The organism is Vibrio sp. V42_P2S4T144, assembly GCF_009904715.1.
GTDB lineage: Bacteria > Pseudomonadota > Gammaproteobacteria > Enterobacterales > Vibrionaceae > Vibrio > Vibrio alginolyticus.
In genome coordinates, this window is record NZ_WXWS01000651.1 from 1 (window position 1) to 3115 (window position 3115).

4 protein-coding genes are annotated in these 3115 nt (G+C 43.9%); all 4 read right to left on the reverse strand.

The window, feature by feature from the left end; all coding sequences use genetic code 11:
* Positions 1-658: ABC transporter substrate-binding protein (locus CAG68_RS21140; protein WP_161441621.1), on the reverse strand; the 658-nt coding region annotated here is incomplete at its 3' end.
* 163 nt (positions 659-821) lie between these two features.
* Positions 822-1502, reverse strand: a complete 681-nt coding sequence (locus CAG68_RS21145) for a Crp/Fnr family transcriptional regulator (RefSeq protein ID WP_005382613.1) — start codon at positions 1500-1502, stop codon at positions 822-824.
* 134 nt (positions 1503-1636) lie between these two features.
* The gene (locus CAG68_RS21150) at positions 1637-2368 is read right to left on the reverse strand and encodes a nucleoside phosphorylase (protein ID WP_005373131.1); all 732 of its coding nucleotides are present in this window, start codon (positions 2366-2368) and stop codon (positions 1637-1639) included.
* Between the two features lie 10 nt (positions 2369-2378).
* Positions 2379-3110, reverse strand: a complete 732-nt coding sequence (pnuC, locus tag CAG68_RS21155; RefSeq protein ID WP_005382615.1) for a nicotinamide riboside transporter PnuC — start codon at positions 3108-3110, stop codon at positions 2379-2381.
* Positions 3111-3115: the final 5 nt, after the last annotated feature.

Here is a 3115-nt window from a genome sequence, read left to right on the forward strand (position 1 = left end):
CTCCGTGAGTGCCCGTTTTCACGTGCTCAACCGTTTCCAAGAAGCCAAAGTCGTTATAAATGACGCCAAATCGCGACTGGGCACCAAACGCGCTGATGTTGTCACCCATGCTCAAAATCGTTAATGCATCATTTTTGTTCGATTGGTTGTAGTCACGGATTGCTTTAAATTGAGCATCTAGCGCTTCAATTTTCTGCTCTACTTTTTCTTCGATATTGAAGATCTTACCAATATTGCGCCATTGCGCTTGCGTGCCTTCCCAATAGCCTTGGTTCTCTTTCGCCGCAAAAACAACTGTAGGGGCAATTTCACTCAGCTCTTCATATTTCGCAGACGCTCGCGGACCAACCAAAATCAAATCCGGTTTTTGCATGTAGATGGTTTCAAAATCAGGTTCAAACAAACTACCCGCAGAGGTGTAGTTATCTTTGCTGTATTTTGAAAGGTAACTAGGAAGATTAGAAGAGTTAGATACTGCAACAGGATCGATACCAAAGTTGTCCAACGCATCTAGCGGGCCAAAGCCAATCACAACCACACGCTCTGGGGATTGTTCTAGCTCTGTTTGACCCATGTAGTGGTCAATCACAACTTTAGCAGCGAAAGAAGGAGAAACAGTAAATAACGACAGCATAGCCGCACCAACGAATTTTTTCATTTTGTTAAGCCTTAATGAGATCTATTATCATACGCGTTCGCAATATAACGCTACTCTTTAATGCATTCAACAAAATTTAAGGTACTTTACATTAGTTACGTTTACTCAAGACTTAGATATATCAAAGACTTATAAAACCCATCAGTTCCAATACCTGGGCGTATCATTCATGCGCTTCAATAAACGCTTTGAGTGCCAGCTCATCAATAATCTCCAAACCGTTGTCCGTTTTTGTAATCAATCCCTTTTCAATCAAGTCCTTAACTGCACGTCGATAGACTCGGCCTGAGGTACCAAACCGCTCAGCCTCTTGGTTCACTTTATCAAAACCACCAAGCAACTTATCCGTCTGATTACGGACGAGAAGATCATAGGCAATGTTGTAAGTAATGGGATGCAACAAACGGTTAGTGTAGATATCCATGGAGTCTTGATAATCCTCAGCCAATGCTGAAGCGAAGAACACCATCATTTGGGGATGATTTTGCAGTGCTTCGGTTAGTTTTTGGATACAGATAACATCAACCTGCATATGTTCATCTGCTATCACATTCCATTGACAAGGAGTCTGAGTGAAGAACTCCATTTCACCATAAATATGATAGTCGCAGTTAGCTTCCCCTAATTGAAAACGTCGTCCATTTGCGGCCAATATGTTCATCGAGACTCGACCTACTGGCACAACATACAAGTACTGAAGTTGCTCACCTTGGCGGAGAATTGCTTCCCCAGCATCAAAGTAACGCGAATTTATTTGGCATTGATAAATCAAATCGCGAAAGGTGGCACTCTTTTCTTCAAGGTATGTTTTGAAGCGACCAGTCGGATAAGGGCTGATTTTCATTTTCTGCTCTCTCAGAAAAAGTTACGGACAACTATTTAAGGTGGATTGTACCCCGTAACTCCAAATAAAAAAGCGACAGTGACCTGTCGCTTTACATCTATTCTGTTTATGTGACTTACTGAGATAGAGACTGGCTAACGCTGAGCAACCAAGGCTTCTAATGCCGTAATCGCGGCACTCTTCTCACCTTGCATCATTACTTTGGCCTCATCAACGTACTGACCAACACCTTCTTTCACATCTTGTTGATACAGCACCACGTTGTTTAATATCGAAGCCACATGAAGGCCTCGTAGTCGACCGACCGTAAACAGCGCAGAGGTTTCCATATCGGCACCTAAGATGCCTTTCTTGTTCCAATGTTGGCATATCGCATCCTCGTCATCGGTATAGAAACTGTCGTGAGAACGCACCACACCAAAATGATAATGCACTTTTTGCATCGACAAGTAACGCTCAACTTCCTTTAACAGTGAAAAGCTTGCGTAGGCTGGATAAGACGAATCGACATACGCTTTAGAGCCGCCCTCATCTCTTACCGCGCCTTCGGCAATGATCAACTCGCCAAGATGAATGCCTGATTGCATTGCCCCCGCCGATCCAACGCGTACCACATGAGTCACACCGCACTGTTTTAGCTCTTCCACTGCGATGATCATCGATGGCGCACCTATACCTGTACTACATACTGAAACAGGCTTGCCTTTGTAGTTGCCGGTAAACACACGGTACTCGCGGTTTTCCGACACCATTTCTGCATCATCAAATAATACCGCGATACGATTCGCTCGATCTGGCTCGCCGCATACAATAACGAGGGGAGCGATTTGTGTTTCATCCACTCCGATATGAGGTTGTTTGGCCATTTTTCGTTCCTTACGCAGCAGCGTGCGCTAAGGTTTTATCGCCATTGCGCTTAGCGCTACGAGCCCACTCACGCGTGCCATTGGCAGCGATGAACATAAGAATCGCGTACTGAACAGACATTGCGTAAACACCTTGCGTCGCGTAGATACCCACACTGATAATATTAATCACAACCCATAGAATCCAGTTTTCGACGTATTTACGTGTCATCAGAATTTGTGCAACAACAGAAAGTACTGTCATGGTTGCATCCCAGAACGGGAACGCGTCAGGTTCAAGCACCGGTTCAGCCAAGTCAGCACCAAAGAAATTCAAGCTATCAACAGCAATGTTTGCTAGCGCAAAGAAAAATGGGTCGATATAGATCGTTAATAATGCGATACATGCAACGCTAATAGAGGCAGTAGTAATAAGTTTCTGTTTATTTAACCAGCGAACCTCCAGCGTTTCACCTTGTGCGTTTGGACGAGTCCACGCATACCAGCCGTAAATGTTCGCACAGAAGAAAAACAATTGAAGAAGCAATAATCCGTATAACTGAATTTGAAAAAAGATAACGGCAAAAAGCGTGACATTCAGCAAACCGAATAAGTAGTTGATGGTTTTTTCTTGGCTGGCAAACCAAATGCAAAGCAGTCCAAAAACGGTACCGAAAGCTTCGATCCAGCTCATTGCGTAGCCGTCGCCAATCGGAATGTTAACGAGAGTATTATTAATATCGAGTAAGGCAAAGAGGTCCATAACAT